This is a genomic window from Pantoea sp. MBD-2R, from assembly GCF_039134845.1.
GTDB lineage: Bacteria > Pseudomonadota > Gammaproteobacteria > Enterobacterales > Enterobacteriaceae > Erwinia.
Genome location: NZ_CP152417.1, coordinates 3624669 through 3640541, shown reverse-complemented (window position 1 = coordinate 3640541; position 15873 = coordinate 3624669). Strand labels below are relative to the sequence as shown.

Annotated in this window: 15 protein-coding genes and 5 tRNA genes; 18 read left to right on the top strand and 2 right to left on the bottom strand. The window is 51.5% G+C overall.

Annotation, left to right across the window (positions count from 1 at the left end; translation table 11 throughout):
* Positions 1-6 precede the first annotated feature (6 nt).
* From recA to luxS, 13 genes are all read left to right on the top strand, one after another.
* Positions 7-1071 carry a recombinase RecA gene (recA, locus tag AAGQ96_RS16710; RefSeq protein WP_147199512.1) on the top strand — a complete coding sequence of 355 codons (1065 nt, stop codon included), beginning with the start codon at positions 7-9 and terminating at the stop codon, positions 1069-1071.
* 204 nt (positions 1072-1275) lie between these two features.
* Positions 1276-1791, top strand: a complete 516-nt coding sequence (locus tag AAGQ96_RS16705) for a regulatory protein RecX (protein WP_147199509.1) — start codon at positions 1276-1278, stop codon at positions 1789-1791.
* A gap of 141 nt (positions 1792-1932) precedes the next feature.
* The gene (gene alaS, locus AAGQ96_RS16700; protein ID WP_147199507.1) at positions 1933-4560 is read left to right on the top strand and encodes an alanine--tRNA ligase; all 2628 of its coding nucleotides are present in this window, start codon (positions 1933-1935) and stop codon (positions 4558-4560) included.
* 246 nt (positions 4561-4806) lie between these two features.
* Positions 4807-4992, top strand: a complete 186-nt coding sequence (gene csrA, locus AAGQ96_RS16695) for a carbon storage regulator CsrA (protein ID WP_004155916.1) — start codon at positions 4807-4809, stop codon at positions 4990-4992.
* A 307-nt stretch (positions 4993-5299) separates the two neighbouring features.
* Positions 5300-5392, top strand: a tRNA-Ser gene (locus tag AAGQ96_RS16690).
* A 3-nt stretch (positions 5393-5395) separates the two neighbouring features.
* Positions 5396-5472 (top strand) — tRNA-Arg (locus AAGQ96_RS16685).
* 116 nt (positions 5473-5588) lie between these two features.
* Positions 5589-5665: transfer RNA gene (locus AAGQ96_RS16680), tRNA-Arg, on the top strand.
* Between the two features lie 231 nt (positions 5666-5896).
* Positions 5897-5973 (top strand) — tRNA-Arg (locus AAGQ96_RS16675).
* A gap of 114 nt (positions 5974-6087) precedes the next feature.
* Positions 6088-6164, top strand: a tRNA-Arg gene (locus AAGQ96_RS16670).
* Between the two features lie 356 nt (positions 6165-6520).
* Positions 6521-7087, top strand: a complete 567-nt coding sequence (gene yqaB / locus AAGQ96_RS16665; RefSeq protein ID WP_147199505.1) for a fructose-1-phosphate/6-phosphogluconate phosphatase — start codon at positions 6521-6523, stop codon at positions 7085-7087.
* Positions 7084-7512 (top strand): YqaA family protein, encoded by a 429-nt coding sequence (locus AAGQ96_RS16660; protein ID WP_147199503.1) that lies wholly within the window; start codon positions 7084-7086, stop codon positions 7510-7512. Before yqaB ends, AAGQ96_RS16660 begins: the two co-directional genes overlap by 4 nt.
* A 72-nt stretch (positions 7513-7584) precedes the next feature.
* Complete coding sequence (gene gshA / locus AAGQ96_RS16655) at positions 7585-9144, top strand: glutamate--cysteine ligase (protein WP_147199502.1); 1560 nt, start codon at positions 7585-7587, stop codon at positions 9142-9144.
* Between the two features lie 155 nt (positions 9145-9299).
* Positions 9300-9815 carry an S-ribosylhomocysteine lyase gene (gene luxS / locus AAGQ96_RS16650; protein WP_147199500.1) on the top strand — a complete coding sequence of 172 codons (516 nt, stop codon included), beginning with the start codon at positions 9300-9302 and terminating at the stop codon, positions 9813-9815.
* A gap of 38 nt (positions 9816-9853) precedes the next feature.
* Here luxS and AAGQ96_RS16645 read toward each other — a convergent pair whose 3' ends face one another.
* Entirely contained in the window at positions 9854-11140 is a 1287-nt protein-coding gene (locus tag AAGQ96_RS16645) for an HlyC/CorC family transporter (protein WP_147199498.1), read from the bottom strand.
* A gap of 25 nt (positions 11141-11165) precedes the next feature.
* Positions 11166-11957, bottom strand: a complete 792-nt coding sequence (locus AAGQ96_RS16640; protein WP_147199496.1) for an inner membrane protein YpjD — start codon at positions 11955-11957, stop codon at positions 11166-11168.
* 158 nt (positions 11958-12115) lie between these two features.
* On the opposite strand from AAGQ96_RS16640, the gene ffh reads away from it, so the two are divergent.
* The 5 genes from ffh (at position 12116) to rplS (ending at position 15644) form a co-directional block, all read left to right on the top strand.
* Positions 12116-13477, top strand: coding sequence for a signal recognition particle protein (gene ffh, locus AAGQ96_RS16635; RefSeq protein ID WP_147199494.1), 1362 nt, complete (start codon positions 12116-12118; stop codon positions 13475-13477).
* Between the two features lie 136 nt (positions 13478-13613).
* Positions 13614-13862, top strand: coding sequence for a 30S ribosomal protein S16 (rpsP, locus tag AAGQ96_RS16630; protein ID WP_124234201.1), 249 nt, complete (start codon positions 13614-13616; stop codon positions 13860-13862).
* 18 nt (positions 13863-13880) lie between these two features.
* Positions 13881-14429: a ribosome maturation factor RimM gene (gene rimM / locus AAGQ96_RS16625; RefSeq protein WP_147199493.1), complete on the top strand. Its 549-nt coding sequence runs from the start codon at positions 13881-13883 to the stop codon at positions 14427-14429.
* Positions 14430-14464: 35 nt separating this feature from the next.
* Positions 14465-15235, top strand: coding sequence for a tRNA (guanosine(37)-N1)-methyltransferase TrmD (trmD, locus tag AAGQ96_RS16620; protein WP_147199491.1), 771 nt, complete (start codon positions 14465-14467; stop codon positions 15233-15235).
* A 46-nt stretch (positions 15236-15281) separates the two neighbouring features.
* Positions 15282-15644 (top strand): 50S ribosomal protein L19, encoded by a 363-nt coding sequence (gene rplS, locus AAGQ96_RS16615; protein WP_024965502.1) that lies wholly within the window; start codon positions 15282-15284, stop codon positions 15642-15644.
* Positions 15645-15873: the final 229 nt, after the last annotated feature.

Here is a 15873-nt window from a genome sequence, read left to right as displayed (position 1 = left end):
GTTGAAATGGCTATTGACGAAAACAAGCAAAAAGCACTGGCAGCAGCGCTGGGCCAGATTGAAAAACAGTTTGGTAAAGGCTCCATCATGCGCCTGGGTGAAGACCGCACGATGGATGTGGAAACGATCTCAACCGGATCTTTATCACTGGATATCGCGCTGGGCGCTGGCGGTCTGCCAATGGGCCGTATCGTCGAAATCTATGGCCCGGAATCATCCGGTAAAACCACGCTGACGTTGCAGGTTATCGCTGCTGCACAGCGCAAAGGTAAAACCTGTGCCTTTATCGATGCAGAACACGCCCTCGATCCGGTCTATGCAAAAAAGCTGGGCGTGGATATCGACAACCTGCTGTGTTCACAGCCGGATACGGGTGAGCAGGCGCTGGAAATCTGTGATGCGCTGGCACGTTCTGGCGCGGTAGACGTTATCATCGTTGACTCCGTGGCGGCTCTGACGCCTAAAGCAGAAATCGAAGGCGAAATTGGTGACTCCCACATGGGGCTTGCTGCTCGTATGATGAGTCAGGCAATGCGTAAGCTGGCCGGCAACCTGAAAAACTCCAATACGTTGCTGATCTTCATTAACCAGATCCGTATGAAAATTGGTGTGATGTTCGGTAACCCGGAAACCACCACCGGCGGTAACGCTCTGAAATTCTACGCTTCCGTCCGTCTGGATATCCGTCGTATCGGCGCGATCAAAGAAGGTGATGAAGTGGTGGGCAGCGAAACCCGCGTGAAAGTGGTGAAAAACAAAATTGCCGCACCGTTCAAGCAGGCTGAGTTCCAGATTATGTACGGCGAAGGCATCAATATCTACGGCGAGCTGGTCGACCTGGGCGTTAAGCACAAGCTGATTGAAAAAGCAGGTGCATGGTACAGCTACAACGGCGATAAGATCGGTCAGGGTAAAGCTAACGCAGGTAACTTCCTGAAAGAGAACGCGGCAGTCGCCAGCGAAATCGAAGCTAAACTGCGCGCGACCTTGCTGAACAATCCTGACAGCAAGCCTGATTTCGTTGCTGACCCAAGCGACGTTGATGCGGCGGAAGAGAAAGAGAACTTCTGATTAGTCGGCTGAAAGGGAACCCTTTCAGCATGCTGGTAAACGTTAAATGCGTTTGCCTGAGCACGATGTTAATCACTCAAAAGGAACGGCTACCATGCCGTTCCTTTTTGCATTTCAGCAGCCTGAAAAGCGAAAACCACTTTGTTTCTTCAGCGGTTCCTCGCTACCCTTACTTTGATTTAAACCTGATACCTTCGGAGTACCATGTCTGACGCCACTGAACGTAACCAGTTTACTCGCCAGCTGGACAGAGCAATGCGTATTTTGACCTTGCGCGATCACAGCGAAGCTGAATTTCGACGCAAGCTGTCGCTTTCAGCCGAACGTGCTGCCATGTTTGCAAAAGATCGAACCCAGCAGCCTGAGCCTCTTACGCCAGAGCTGATCGACCGCGTGGTCGCCTGGTGTTATGAAAACAATTATCTTGATGATGCCCGTTTCGCCGAGCGCTTTGTTGCCAGCCGTAGCCGTAAAGGCTATGGTCCACAGCGTATTCGTATGGAATTGGGACAAAAAGGCATTGATAAAGCCTTAACGGATCAAGTGCTGGCTGAATCTGATATCGACTGGCAAAGAATGGCATTTGACGCCGCCGAACGTAAGTTTGGGCTGCCGTTACCGGTCGACTGGAAGGAAAAAGCTAAAGTGCAGCGCTATCTGATGACAAAAGGCTTCTTTTCCGAAGATATTCGCAGCATTTTTTCTAATTTTGATGATTGAGCGCCAATGTGATTTTACTTCCCTCCGAAGAAAATTTATCTTATTCACCACTTTTTGTTCGTGTGTTGCCGGGGAAAGGGTCAGCCCTGCCGGCGTAGTAAAACCCACGAAATGTTTCGTTAGCGTGATTCCAGGACAATTATGAGCAAGAGCACTGCGGAGATTCGCCAGGCGTTTCTCGACTTTTTCCATGGCAAGGGACATCAGGTTGTAGCCAGTAGCTCCCTCGTCCCGACTAATGATCCGACGTTGCTGTTTACTAACGCCGGGATGAACCAGTTTAAAGATGTTTTCCTTGGGCAGGATAAGCGCAACTATTCGCGCGCGACAACTTCCCAGCGCTGCGTTCGCGCTGGTGGCAAGCATAACGATTTGGAAAACGTGGGTTACACCGCTCGCCATCACACCTTCTTTGAAATGTTGGGCAACTTCAGCTTCGGTGACTATTTCAAGCGTGAAGCTATCGGCTACGCATGGGAACTGTTGACCGGTGCGCAGTGGTTTAACCTGCCGAAAGAGAAGCTGTGGGTGACGGTATATGAAACCGATGACGAAGCTTTCAACATCTGGGCCGACGAAGTAGGCGTGCCGCGCGAGCGCATTATCCGTATTGGCGACAATAAAGGCGGCGCTTACGCTTCAGATAACTTCTGGCAGATGGGCGATACTGGCCCGTGCGGCCCGTGCAGCGAAATTTTCTTCGACCACGGCGACCATATTTGGGGTGGGCCTCCGGGCAGCCCGGAAGAAGATGGCGATCGCTTTATTGAGATCTGGAACATCGTCTTCATGCAGTTTAACCGTCAGTCTGACGGCACCATGCTGCCGCTGCCAAAACCATCCGTCGATACCGGTATGGGGCTGGAGCGTATTACTGCTGTACTGCAACATGTTAACTCCAACTACGAAATCGATCTGTTCGAGAAACTGATCAAATCTGTGGCCTCCGTTACCGGCGTAACCGATCTGACCAGCAAATCGCTGCGCGTTATTGCCGATCACATCCGTTCCTGTGCTTTCCTGATTGCCGATGGCGTGATCCCGTCGAATGAAAACCGTGGCTACGTGCTGCGCCGTATCATTCGTCGTGCTGTGCGCCATGGCAACATGCTGGGCGCTCAGGGAACCTTCTTCTGGAAACTGGTTGCTCCGCTGATTGACGTCATGGGTGCAGCTGGCGAAGATCTGGCTAAACAGCAGGCTCAGGTTGAGCAGGTGCTGAAGACGGAAGAAGAGCAGTTTGCTAAAACGCTGGAGCGTGGCCTGGCGCTGTTAGATGAAGAGCTGACAAAACTGCAGGGCGATACGCTGGACGGCGAAACCGTTTTCCGTTTATACGATACCTTCGGTTTCCCTGCCGATTTAACGGCAGACGTTTGCCGCGAACGTAATCTGAAAATTGATGAAGCCGGTTTTGAACAGGCAATGGAGCAGCAGCGCCAGCGTGCGCGTGAAGCCAGCGGCTTTAGCGCAGACTACAACAACGTTATCCGCGTTGATGATGCTTCAACGTTCAAAGGCTACGACCAGCTTGAACTGACCGCTACCGTGAAGGCAATTTTCGTTGAGGGTCAGCCAGCGCAAGAAATTTTGGCCGGGCAGGAAGGCGTGATTGTGCTGGATGAAACGCCATTCTATGGTGAGTCAGGCGGTCAGGTTGGTGATACCGGTCAACTGCAAGGCGAAAGCGCGCTGTTTACCGTGACCGACACGCAAAAATATGCGCAGGCGATTGGCCATATCGGCAAGCTGACGTCCGGCACGCTGCGCGTGGGCGATCGTCTGGCCGCGCATGTCGATGAAACGCGTCGTGCCCGTATTCGTCTGAACCACTCTGCAACTCACCTGTTGCATGCCGCACTGCGTCAGGTGCTGGGAAATCACGTAGCGCAGAAAGGCTCGCTGGTAAATGACAAATACCTGCGTTTCGACTTCTCACATTTTGAAGCGATGAAGCCGCAGGAAATTCGTCAGGTTGAAGAGATCGTCAACGCGCAGATCCGTCGTAACCTGTCCGTCGATACCAACATCATGGAACTTGAGTCAGCCAAAGCATTGGGCGCAATGGCCCTGTTTGGCGAGAAATACGATGACCATGTGCGCGTTCTGACAATGGGCGATTTCTCTACCGAGCTTTGCGGTGGCACACACGCCAGCCGTACGGGAGATATTGGGTTGTTCCGTATCACCTCTGAATCAGGAACGGCAGCAGGCGTACGTCGTATCGAAGCGGTAACGGGTGAGGGCGCGCTAAAACAGGTGTACGCTCAGAGTGAACAGCTGCATGAAGTGGCCCAGCTGGTTAAAGCCAACAACAGCAATCTGAACGAAAAGGTTCGTGCGATGATCGATCATGTGCGCGGGCTGGAGAAAGAGTTACAACAGTTGAAAGATCAGCAGGCGGCGCAGGAAAGCGCGTCGCTCAGCAGTAAGGCCGTGGACGTTAAAGGCGTCAAGCTGCTGGTGAGCGAGCTAAACAACGTTGAACCGAAGATGCTGCGCACCATGGTCGACGATCTGAAAAATCAGCTCAAGTCAGCGATTATTGTGCTGGCAACCGTGGCAGAGGGTAAGGTTTCGCTGATTGCAGGCGTTACGAAAGATTTGACCGACCGCGTGAAAGCCGGCGAGCTGGTGGGCGAGTTAGCTCAGCAGGTAGGCGGTAAGGGCGGCGGACGCCCGGATATGGCACAGGCTGGTGGCACCGACGCTCAGGCGCTGCCTGGAGCACTGGCAGGCGTTGAATCCTGGGTGGCTGCAAAACTGTAACACAATAAAAAGGCATCTCAGAAGGCGCTATGGAGAGCCTCCATGGCGTTTTCTGGCCAGGTGCAATCGCAAAAAACACAAAGTCAGGTTGATGGTGTGTATTTCGGCTAAACTAAATATCAGCAGAATGTATGAGTGTGATGGTGCACTTCCCGTGTATTTGTCATAGTCTACATTTAGCGTTATATGATGGATAATGCCGGGCGACAGTTAACCCGACTCTTTTAATCTTTCAAGGAGCAAAGAATGCTTATTCTAACTCGTCGAGTTGGTGAAACCCTCATGATTGGTGATGAGGTGACTGTAACGGTGCTGGGAGTGAAAGGGAACCAGGTTCGCATCGGTGTGAATGCCCCTAAAGAAGTTTCGGTTCATCGCGAAGAGATCTATCAGCGTATCCAGGCCGAAAAAACTCAGCAAACGAGTTACTAACGGATCCAGCGCCTCGCTATTTATGGCGAGGCGCTACCGGTTTTCCCCTCTCTTACTACCTTCTCTGGCTTTTTCTCTCTTCTTTTCGTTTTCCCCTGCATCACTTTATTCCTGCTCAACTGGGTGATTATTGTTGATAAATCACTCTTTTTGTCTCCAAAACACCCGTATTGGCTGTGAAGTGTGCAAACAAACGCATGAGGCGAAAAATATGTTTGACTTATAAGGCCCAGAAAGTAATATGTGCGCCACGCAGTGCCGATGAGCAGAAACAAAGTTCTGAAGCACAACTCGCAAGAGTGCGTATGGTGAGGTGGCCGAGAGGCTGAAGGCGCTCCCCTGCTAAGGGAGTATGCGGTCAAAAGCTGCATCCGGGGTTCGAATCCCCGCCTCACCGCCATTTGCATCCGTAGCTCAGCTGGATAGAGTACTCGGCTACGAACCGAGCGGTCGGAGGTTCGAATCCTCCCGGATGCACCATATTTTACGAAGTGGGTTTGTAAGAAGCCATTTTGTTTAAGAAGTAAGGATACGGTGTTAGCAGCCTGTATCACGGTGAGTCGTTAGCACCCCTGCGTTATACCAGAATTTGTCATGCATCCGTAGCTCAGCTGGATAGAGTACTCGGCTACGAACCGAGCGGTCGGAGGTTCGAATCCTCCCGGATGCACCATATTTTGAAGAAGTGGTCATTAAAGCTGTACTGGCATAGAGCAGTATGTTTAAGCCAGCACAAGGGATGATAACGTTGCTTTAGCAACGGCCCGTCAGGGTGAGGCGTAAGCCGAATAATCCTCCCGGATGCACCATATTCTGTAGAAATGAAAGCATTCTTTAGAGTGACAGTCAGTTTCTTCCGTATCTCCTCAGGTTTGTCGCGTTATCTCCCTTTAGTTTTTCCGATGCATCCGTAGCTCAGCTGGATAGAGTACTCGGCTACGAACCGAGCGGTCGGAGGTTCGAATCCTCCCGGATGCACCATATTTTGAAGAAGTGGTCATTAAAGCTGTACTGGCATAAAGCAGTATGTTTAAGCCAGCACAAGTGATGATAACGTTGCTCTGGCAACGCCCCCTGTTTTACTGCATTTCCAATGCATCCGTAGCTCAGCTGGATAGAGTACTCGGCTACGAACCGAGCGGTCGGAGGTTCGAATCCTCCCGGATGCACCATATTTAGTCAGGCTGGTGGTAATCACCTCTGTTCATGCTGAGTCATTCTCCCGAATGCGCCCTTCCTCAATACCCTCTGTAAACTTTTAGTTTCTCCCGTTCGTATTGACGTTTATCTCTCCCGTTTGCTGTTCATATTCCATACTCTCCTTAAATTAAATTTCTTATTCTTCCTGCTTTGCTTTGCCTGATTTATGCCCTCGATCGCTACCGATTTTCGAATTCTTTAACAAGGATATAATCTGATAATAAAAAACCCTATATGTTTCAAGGCATTTGCGGATCCATGCCGACAGCGACAACGGCAGTGCTTTACGCTAAAGTAATCGTTCGGTTATTCAGGGATGGAGGCAGGTATGTACGATAGTTACGGCGGCTTGATATTCGATATGGATGGCACCATCCTGGATACTGAGCCAACGCACCGCAAAGCATGGCATGCCGTGCTGGCGCGGTATGGCCTGGGTTTTGATGAGCGTACCGTCATTGGCCTCAATGGATCGCCGACGTGGCGTATTGCTGAAGTAATCCTTGCCAGCCATCAGAGCGATCTTGATCCTTACCGGCTCGCGGCAGAAAAAACGGCTGCGTTGAAAGAGATGCTTTTCGATACCGTACAACCGCTGCCGCTGATTGATGTCGTTAAAGCCTATCGCGGCCGCCGTCCAATGGCTGTGGGAACGGGCAGCGAGCATGCTATGGCTGATGCGCTGTTACAGCATTTAGGGCTGCGCAACTGTTTTGAGGCCATTGTGGGCGCGGATGATGTGACCAAACACAAGCCGGAACCAGAAACTTTCCTGCGGTGTGCCGAGCTCATCAGCATTGCGCCCGAGCGCTGTATTGTCTTCGAAGATGCTGATTTTGGCATACAGGCGGCTAAAGCTGCCGGTATGGACTTTGTGGATGTTCGCTTGTTGTGAATGACTGGTTGTCTTACACCACGATGTTTGCAAGCAGTTTCCTCAGCGCGACGCTATTGCCTGGTAGTTCAGAAGTCTTGTTGGCAGGTCTACTGTTGACGGGCAAAGTCCAGACAGCCAGTATCGTTGCGGTCGCCGCTCTGGGCAACACGCTGGGCGGTTTAACAAATATTATTATTGGCCGCTGTCTGCCGCTAAAACAACAGGGGCGATGGCAACACACAGCAACGGCGTGGCTGCACCGATGGGGGCCGGCTGCATTATTACTTAGCTGGTTGCCGGTAATTGGCGATCTGCTTTGTGTGGTCGCTGGCTGGCTTCGTTTCGCCTGGTTTCCGGTGATATTCTGGCTCGCCGCAGGCAAGACGTTGCGATATGTGGTGCTGGCTTTCGCAACATTACAGGGCATGGAATGGTGGCATTGATTCGCGAATAATCACTGTCATGGTTAACCTTATGCTGAACAATAAAAATTTTTCCCCGAGCGGGAGGTCAATTTGATCCCGGACGTATCACAGGCGCTTTCCTGGCTGGAAGCGAATCCTGAGGCAATGAAAGGTATTGGTCGCGGCATTGAACGCGAAACGCTGCGTGTAAAACCCGATGGTCACCTGGCGACCAGCGGGCATCCAAAATCGCTTGGCTCAGCCTTAACGCATAAGTGGATCACCACTGACTTTGCAGAAACGCTGCTTGAATTCATTACGCCTGTAGATAATGACATCGATCATCTGCTGGCTTTTTTGCGCGACATTCACCGCCACACTTCTCGCGATCTTGGCGAAGAGCGGATGTGGCCAATGAGCATGCCGTGCCTGATTGACGACAGTAACAATATTGAGCTGGCTCAATATGGGCGCTCGAATATTGGTCAGATGAAAACGTTGTATCGTCAGGGCCTGAAGAATCGTTACGGCGCGCTGATGCAGGTGATTTCTGGTGTGCACTACAACTTCTCACTGCCGCTCTCTTTCTGGCAGGCCTGGGCGGATGTAAAAGACGAGCAGAGTGGGAAAGATGCCATCTCAGAAGGTTATTTGCGGCTAATCCGTAACTATTACCGCTTTGGCTGGATTATTCCTTATCTGTTTGGCGCTTCGCCCGCTATTTGTTCCTCTTTCCTACAGGGCAAAGAAACGGCGCTGCCTTTTGAGCGGACGGATAAAGGACTGCTTTATCTCCCTTATGCCACTTCACTGCGCCTGAGCGATCTTGGCTACACCAATAAATCGCAGAGCGGGCTGGGCATCACCTTCAATAATCTTCCTGATTATGTGAAGGCGCTGAAAGCAGCGATCAAAACGCCGTCAGAAGAGTATGCCCGGATGGGTATCAAGGACGAGCAGGGTAACTGGCTGCAACTCAATACCAACGTGTTGCAGATTGAGAACGAACTTTATGCACCTATTCGCCCTAAACGCGTCACGCGTTCAGGAGAAAACCCTTCCGATGCTTTGCTGCGCGGTGGGATTGAGTATATTGAAGTCCGCTCGCTGGACATCAATCCTTTCTCGCCGATTGGCGTGGATGAAAACCAGGTTCGTTTCCTCGATCTGTTCCTGATTTGGTGTACGCTGGCTGATGCGCCGGAAATGAGCAGTGATGAATTGCTCTGCACCCGCACAAACTGGAACCGGGTGATTCTGGAAGGGCGTAAACCTGGATTGATGCTTGGGATGGGATGTGGTGAGGCTCAGCATCTGTTAGCCGATGTCGGTAAAACCTTATTTAAAGATTTGCGTCGTGTAGCTGAGACGTTGGACAGCCAGCAGGGCGATAATCACTATCAGGTTGTCTGCGACCGCCTGGTTGCCTCGTTTGACGATCCGGACCTGACCTATTCAGCACGTTTTCTGAATGCGTTAAAAGAAAATGGTCTGGATGGCACCGGACTGGCGCTGGCTGAGCAGTATCGTCATCAGTTGGCTGGTGAGCAACTGGAAATCCTGAGCGAGTCGCAGTTTGAACAGGAAGCCATACGTTCAAACGTTAAACAGCAGGAAATCGAAGAAAGTGATACGCTTAGCTTTGAAGAGTTTCTGAAAAGCCGAAGCTAGCGCAAAAAGAAAAGGCCACATCGCTGTGGCCAAAATTAACATCTCTGATGTCAGGGATGATGATAACAAAATGCGCGTCTTTCAAAGATTCAGACCCGGGACGAACGAGAAAGTTGCATCGTTGCGAAAATAAATTCATTAGTTGAGGTAACAATATGCCATTGCTGGATAGCTTTACCGTCGATCACACTATCATGGCGGCTCCTGCGGTTCGCGTAGCGAAAACCATGAAAACGCCTCATGGCGATACTATTACCGTTTTCGACCTGCGTTTTTGCAAGCCAAACATTGAGGTAATGCCCGAGCGCGGTATTCATACGCTGGAGCATCTCTTTGCTGGCTTTATGCGTAACCACCTGAACGGTGATGGCGTCGAAATCATCGACATTTCGCCAATGGGTTGTCGTACCGGTTTTTACATGAGCCTGATTGGTACGCCTGCTGAAGATCGTGTGGCCAAAGCCTGGAAAGAAGCGATGCAGGATGTGCTCAAGGTCGCCGACCAGAACAGCATTCCTGAGCTGAACGTTTATCAGTGCGGCACTTATGAAATGCACTCTTTAGATGAAGCTCAGGATATCGCTCGCCACATTATCGACAACGACATTCGCGTTAACCATAACGACGAACTGGCGCTGCCGAAAGAAAAGCTGCGCGAACTGCATATCTAGTGCTTATTTGCTGTCGTCCCGGCCTGACCGGGACGAGTTCAGGATTCTACAGACTCTTTTAGGGTCTTCTGCGGCGTAACGCGCACCTGCTTAATCATATTTTCCTGCACGTCCAGAATATCAACCGCATAGTGCCCAATATGCACTGTGGTATTCGGCAGCGGAATATCTTCCAGCACTTCCAGAATCATACCGTTAACCGTACGCGCTTCCTCTTCCGGCAGCTGCCAGTTAAACGCCTTGTTCAGTTCTCGTACGTTAGCACTGCCTTCAATTAGCACTGAGCCATCGTTTTGCGGCATCACTTCTTCTGCCAGTGAGGGAGACATTGAGGTGGTGAAATCGCCAACGATCTCTTCGAGAATGTCTTCAATCGTCACCAGTCCTTTAATATCGCCGTACTCATCGACCACCAGGCCAACCTTTTTCTTATTCCGCTGGAATTTTACCAGCTGAATATTCAGCGGCGTGCCCTGTGGAACGTAGTAGATTTCGTCCGCCGCACGCAGCATCACCTCTTTGGTGAACTCTTTCTTTTCGGTCATCAGGCGATAGGCCTCACGCACGCGAAGCATGCTGATGGTGTCATCGAGCGAGTCGCGATACAGCACAATATGGCCGTGCGGGGAGTGAGTCAGCTGGCGAACGATAGATTTCCAGTCGTCATTGATATTGATGCCGACAATTTCATTGCGCGGCACCATGATGTCATCAACGTTCACTTTCTCCAGATCCAGCACCGACAGCAGCATATCCTGATTACGATGAGACATCAGCGTTCGTGATTCGTAAACGATAGTGCGCAACTCTTCCTTACTTAAAGCCGAGTTGGCTGAGCTGTCGGTTTTCATGCCGACCATACGCATCAAAATACGGGTGATGGTATTCAGTAGCCAGACCAGCGGCAGCATAACAATCTGGAGCGGCCCCAGTAGCAGACTGCTCGGGAAAGCGACCTTTTCGGGATAGAGCGCGGCAACGGTTTTCGGCAGTACCTCGGCAAAAACCAGCACGACAAAGGTCAGAATCCCGGTCGCAATGGCCACGCCTTCATCGCCATGCAGGCGCATACCCACAATAGTCGCCAGAGCGGAGGCCAGGATATTGACCAGATTGTTGCCGATAAGCACCAGGCTGAGTAAGCGATCGGGCCGACGCAGCAATTTTTCTACCCGGCGCGCAGCGCGATTGCCGTTTTTAGCCAGGTGACGCAGCTTATAGCGGTTAAGGGTCATCATGCCGGTTTCGGAGCCGGCGAACCAGGCCGAAACCAGAACCATAACAAACAGAATAATAATCAGTGTGGTGGTCGAAACGTGTTCCAACGAGGGAATTCCTTGTGGTTGGGGATCAGGAGGTCAGAAAATGTTGCAGCATCCGGCTACCGAAATACGCCATCGTCAGCAAAAATGCGCCGCCAAAATTGAACCAGGCTACGCGGCGTCCCCGCCAGCCTTCATGATAATGACCCCAGAGCAAAACGACATACACAAACCAGGCGAGAATCGACAGGACAGCCTTATCAACATTCTCCCGGCTGAAGAGATCGTGCATATAGAACAGGCCGGTACAAAGCACCAGCGTCAGCAACACCACACCGACCTGGGTGATGTGAAACATTTTACGCTCAATAGACATCAGCGGGGGGATATCGTTATTGAACGCCAGCTTTTTGTTCTTCAACAGCCAGTCAATCCAGGCCAGCTGTAAGGCATAAAGCGCTGCAATAATCAGCGTTGCGTAGGCAAAAAGCGCCAGGCCAATATGCACCATCATTCCCGGTGTGGTTTCCAGATGAGTGATGAAAGCATTGGGAACGAAGGTCGCAAAAGCCAGGTTAATAAGCGCAAAGCTGTAAACTATCGGCAGCAATATCCAGCCCCGGTTACGTGAAGCCACGATAGTCATGATGGCGCAAATCAGCAGACTGACCAGCGAGCCGATATTCAACAGGCTGAGGTTCTGACCACTGTCCATGGCAAAAATACGCTGTTCTAACGCCACGGCATGGCAGATCAGCGCAAGAAAAGCCGAAATCACCGCCAGACGTCGCCAGGCGCTTTGCTTGCGCAGCAGGCTTGGAATGATCAGTGCAAGACTGAAGGAGTAGGCGAGCAGCGCCAGAATCGCAAAAACGGACATAGGTGGTACCGGCAAGACTATGAAAAAAATCAGTATAGCGCCAGCGGCTGCTGGCTCCAAACGATCTCAACTCAGATGGCTGAGATCGCAGCGTCTTCATGTTATAATCCGCGCCATTGTGTCGCCTGGCGACCTCTCATTACGTTGAGCGAGAGACGATGTTTGATAATTTAACCGACAGATTGTCGCAGACCCTGCGCAATATCAGCGGCCGTGGACGGCTGACAGAAGACAACATTAAAGACACCCTGCGTGAAGTGCGCATGGCGCTGCTGGAAGCGGATGTTGCGCTGCCGGTAGTGCGTGACTTCATCGGCCGCGTTAAAGAACGCGCCGTAGGTCACGACGTCAACAAAAGCCTGACGCCGGGTCAGGAGTTTGTAAAAATCGTACAGAATGAGCTGGTTGCCGCCATGGGCGCGGAGAACAACACGCTTAATCTGGCCGCCCAGCCGCCAGCCGTCGTGCTGATGGCGGGTTTGCAAGGTGCGGGTAAAACTACCAGCGTCGGCAAACTGGGTAAGTTCCTGCGCGAAAAGCACAAGAAAAAAGTGCTGGTGGTTTCAGCTGACGTTTATCGCCCGGCGGCGATCAAACAGCTGGAAACGCTGGCGGAACAGGTCGGCGTCGATTTCTGCCCGTCAGATCTGAGCCAGAAGCCGGTCGACATCGTTAAAAATGCGCTGCAGCAGGCTAAGCTAAAGTTCTATGATGTGCTGCTGGTGGATACCGCGGGCCGTCTGCACGTAGACGAAGCGATGATGGACGAGATCAAACAGGTTCATGCCGCGATTAATCCGGTTGAAACCCTGTTTGTTGTCGATGCGATGACGGGTCAGGATGCTGCTAATACGGCGAAAGCGTTTAACGAAGCGCTGCCGCTGACCGGTGTGGTTCTGACCAAGGTTGACGGTGATGCCCGTGGCGGCGCCGCGCTTTCTATCCGGCATATCACCGGCAAGCCAATCAAATTTATGGGTGTCGGTGAAAAAACTGACGCCCTTGAGCCGTTCTATCCGGATCGTATTGCTTCTCGTATTTTGGGAATGGGCGATGTCCTGTCGCTGATCGAAGATATCGAAAGCAAAGTTGACCGTGCGCAGGCAGAGAAGCTTGCCAGCAAGCTGAAAAAAGGCGACGGCTTCGATCTGAACGACTTCCTGGAGCAGCTGAAACAGATGCGTAACATGGGCGGTATGGCCAGCCTGATGGGCAAACTGCCGGGCATGGGACAGCTGCCGGACAACGTTAAGTCGCAGATGGACGATAAAGTGCTGGTGCGTATGGAAGCGATGATCAATTCCATGACGCGCAAAGAGCGCGAAAAACCAGAGATCATCAAAGGATCGCGTAAGCGTCGTATCGCGACCGGTTCCGGCATGCAGGTGCAGGACGTTAACCGCTTACTCAAGCAGTTTGACGACATGCAGCGTATGATGAAGAAGATGAAAAAGGGCGGTATGGCGAAGATGATGCGCGGCATGAAAGGTATGATGCCGCCGGGCTTCCCGGGCCGCTAAGTCAGCCGGAAATGCGCTCAGGCGAATTAGATTGCTTTTTGCGCCAAAATGAGTAAAATTTTCGGGCTTTTTATATTGCACCCGGGCCCCGTTCCCTCAATGGGGCCCGGTTGTTTTATTCACTAAAGAGGATGTTATGGTAACAATTCGTTTGGCACGTCACGGCGCTAAAAAGCGTCCGTTTTATCAGGTAGTCGTAACCGATAGCCGCAATGCACGCAACGGTCGTTTCATCGAGCGCGTTGGTTTCTTCAACCCGATCGCATCTGGTCAGGCTGAAGCACTGCGTCTGGACCTGGACCGCATTGAGCACTGGGTTGGCCAGGGCGCAACTCTCTCTGATCGCGTTGGTGCGCTGATCAAAGAAGCTAAGAAAGCAGCTTAATCTGTCACGGTGGTCAACATGAGCAAGCAACTCACCGCCCAGCCTCCCGCTAACCCGATCGTTTTAGGGAAGATGGGATCGGCCTACGGTATCCGTGGTTGGCTCAAAGTGTTTTCCTCCACCGAAGATGCCGAAAGCATTTTTGACTATCAGCCCTGGTTTATCCAGCGAGCGGGTCAATGGCAGCTAATCGAGCTGGAAGGCTGGAAGCGCCACAATCAGGACATGATCATCAAAGTCAAAGGCATTGACGATCGTGATGCGGCAGGTCTGCTGACCAATTGCGAAATTGTCGTGGATTCTGAGCAACTGCCAGCGCTTGAAAGCGGTGACTATTACTGGAAAGACCTTATGGGTTGCCAGGTTGTTACCACGGAAGGCTATGAACTGGGCAAAGTCACTGAGATGATGGAAACCGGTTCGAACGACGTTCTCGTCGTGAAGGCAAACCTGAAGGATGCATTCGGTGCGAAGGAGCGGCTGATCCCGTTCCTTGATGGACAGGTTATCAAGAATGTCGATCTCACTACCGGCACCATTGAAGTAGATTGGGATCCTGGTTTTTGAGCTCCGGGAATAGCGGTAAAACACCGGCGCAGTCGATGTGGATAGGCATAATCAGCCTCTTCCCTGAGATGTTTAGCGCTGTTACCGATTACGGAGTAACCGGCCGGGCAGTAAAAAATGGCCTGCTCAGCATCCAGAGCTGGAGTCCTCGTGACTTCACTCATGACCGGCACCGTACCGTGGACGAACGTCCTTACGGCGGCGGGCCGGGGATGCTAATGATGGTTCAGCCCTTACGGGATGCCATCCACGCAGCAAAAGCGGCGGCAGGAGAAGGCGCTAAGGTGATTTATCTTTCACCTCAGGGGCGCAAACTCGATCAAGATGGGGTTTGCGAGCTGGCGACCAACGACAAGTTAATTCTGGTCTGTGGTCGTTATGAAGGGATTGATGAGCGCGTAATTAAAACCGAAATCGATGAAGAATGGTCGATCGGCGATTACGTTCTCAGTGGTGGGGAACTGCCAGCAATGACGCTGATTGACTCCGTCGCCCGGTTTATACCTGGCGTACTGGGCAAGCAGGCGTCAGCCGAGGAAGATTCATTTTCCGATGGCCTGCTGGACTGCCCGCACTACACCCGACCTGAAGTGTTAGAAGGGATGGAGGTTCCGCCAGTTCTGCTGTCGGGCAACCATGCTGAAATTCGCCGCTGGCGCCTGAAACAGTCGCTGGGCCGTACCTGGCTGAGAAGACCTGAACTTCTGGAAAACCTGGCTCTGACTGAAGAGCAAGCAAAGTTGCTGAAAGAGTTCAAACGTGAATTCAACCAGCAACATAACGATGATGGGCAGACCGGGCGATAGCCGCGGGAGCCTGAATATCAGTTTACCCAGGATAAGAGATTTAATTATGAGCAACATTATCAAGCAAATCGAACAAGAGCAGATGAAACAGGACGTACCTTCATTCCGTCCGGGTGATTCCGTGGAAGTGAAAGTATGGGTCGTTGAAGGTTCTAAAAAACGTCTGCAGGCATTCGAGGGCGTGGTTATCGCTATTCGTAACCGCGGTCTGCACTCTGCATTCACTGTTCGTAAAATTTCTAACGGCGAAGGTGTTGAGCGTGTATTCCAGACTCACTCACCAGTTATCGACAGCATTGCTGTTAAACGCCGTGGTGCCGTACGTAAGGCCAAACTGTACTACCTGCGTGAGCGTACCGGTAAGTCTGCACGTATCAAAGAACGTCTGGGCGCTAAAGCAGCATCCTAAGTTAATAGTGAATAAAGGGCTGACCGAAAGGTCGGCCCTTTTTTTATGTCTTTTTCGCGGGCTTAGCGGTTCGCGCCCGCGATAAGCAAAACTCGTTTTTTCCCGCTTCTGACTTCGCTAATACATCCAGTTAAGAGCTGCGTAAAAGGTAGTACCGATTGAAGTAATAACATTTATAAATTAAATCAACTTAAAAGCGTGCCGATACTCACTACAATAATCATAAGAG